The following is a 1,758-nucleotide window of genomic DNA, read 5'->3' on the forward strand; positions in this document are numbered from 1 at the left end:
TATGTGGGGTAGGGGAGCGTTCTGTAAGCCGTTGAAGGTGGTCTGTAAGGGCTGCTGGAGGTATCAGAAGTGCGAATGCTGACATGAGTAACGATAAAGGGAGTGAAAAACTCCCTCGCCGGAAGACCAAGGGTTCCTGTCCAACGTTAATCGGGGCAGGGTAAGTCGACTCCTAAGGCGAGGCCGAAAGGCGTAGTCGATGGGAAACGGGTTAATATTCCCGTACTTCTTACAATTGCGATGGGGGGACGGAGAAGGCTAGGTGGGCCTGGCGACGGTTGTCCAGGTTCAAGTATGTAGGCGGGTGGTTTAGGTAAATCCGGACCACTATTAACGCTGAGATACGATGTCGAGCTACTACGGTAGTGAAGTCATTGATGCCATGCTTCCAGGAAAAGCCTCTAAGCTTCAGATTGTAAGGAATCGTACCCCAAACCGACACAGGTGGTCGGGTAGAGAATACCAAGGCGCTTGAGAGAACTCGGGTGAAGGAACTAGGCAAAATGGTACCGTAACTTCGGGAGAAGGTACGCTCTTATCAGTGAAGTCCCTTGCGGATGGAGCAGACGAGAGTCGCAGATACCAGGTGGCTGCAACTGTTTATTAAAAACACAGCACTGTGCAAAATCGTAAGATGACGTATACGGTGTGACGCCTGCCCGGTGCCGGAAGGTTAATTGATGGGGTTAGTCTTCGGACGAAGCTCTTGATCGAAGCCCCGGTAAACGGCGGCCGTAACTATAACGGTCCTAAGGTAGCGAAATTCCTTGTCGGGTAAGTTCCGACCTGCACGAATGGCGTAATGATGGCCACGCTGTCTCCACCCGAGACTCAGTGAAATTGAAATCGCTGTGAAGATGCAGTGTACCCGCGGCTAGACGGAAAGACCCCGTGAACCTTTACTACAGCTTGGCACTGAACATTGAACCTACATGTGTAGGATAGGTGGGAGACTATGAAATTGCGTCGCTAGATGTGATGGAGTCGTCCTTGAAATACCACCCTTGTAGTTTTGATGTTCTAACGTTGGTCCCTGAATCGGGATTACGGACAGTGCCTGGTGGGTAGTTTGACTGGGGCGGTCTCCTCCCAAAGAGTAACGGAGGAGCACGAAGGTGGGCTAAACACGGTTGGACATCGTGTGGTTAGTGCAATGGCATAAGCCCGCTTGACTGCGAGAATGACAATTCGAGCAGGTGCGAAAGCAGGTCATAGTGATCCGGTGGTTCTGAATGGAAGGGCCATCGCTCAACGGATAAAAGGTACTCCGGGGATAACAGGCTGATACCGCCCAAGAGTTCATATCGACGGCGGTGTTTGGCACCTCGATGTCGGCTCATCACATCCTGGGGCTGAAGTCGGTCCCAAGGGTATGGCTGTTCGCCATTTAAAGTGGTACGCGAGCTGGGTTTAGAACGTCGTGAGACAGTTCGGTCCCTATCTGCCGTGGGCGTTGGAAAATTGAAAGGGGCTGCTCCTAGTACGAGAGGACCGGAGTGGACGAACCTCTGGTGTTCGGGTTGTCATGCCAATGGCATTGCCCGGTAGCTAAGTTCGGAATCGATAACCGCTGAAAGCATCTAAGCGGGAAGCGAGCCTTGAGATGAGTTTTCCCTGGCACTATAAGTGTCCTAAAGGGTTGTCGTAGACTACGACGTTGATAGGCAGGGTGTGTAAGTGCTGCGAGGCATTGAGCTAACCTGTACTAATTGCCCGTGAGGCTTAACCATACAACACCCAAGGGGTTTTGTGGACTCA

Annotated in this window: 1 rRNA gene; it reads left to right on the forward strand. The window is 52.0% G+C overall.

Annotation, left to right across the window (positions count from 1 at the left end):
* Positions 1 to 1,730 (forward strand): 23S ribosomal RNA (locus AACW75_RS22940); the annotation flags it as partial.
* Between the last annotated feature and the right edge of the window lie 28 nt (positions 1,731 to 1,758).

Origin of the sequence: Vibrio sp. L3-7, from assembly GCF_963898195.1 — a bacterium.
Taxonomy (GTDB): Bacteria; Pseudomonadota; Gammaproteobacteria; order Enterobacterales; family Vibrionaceae; genus Vibrio; species Vibrio echinoideorum.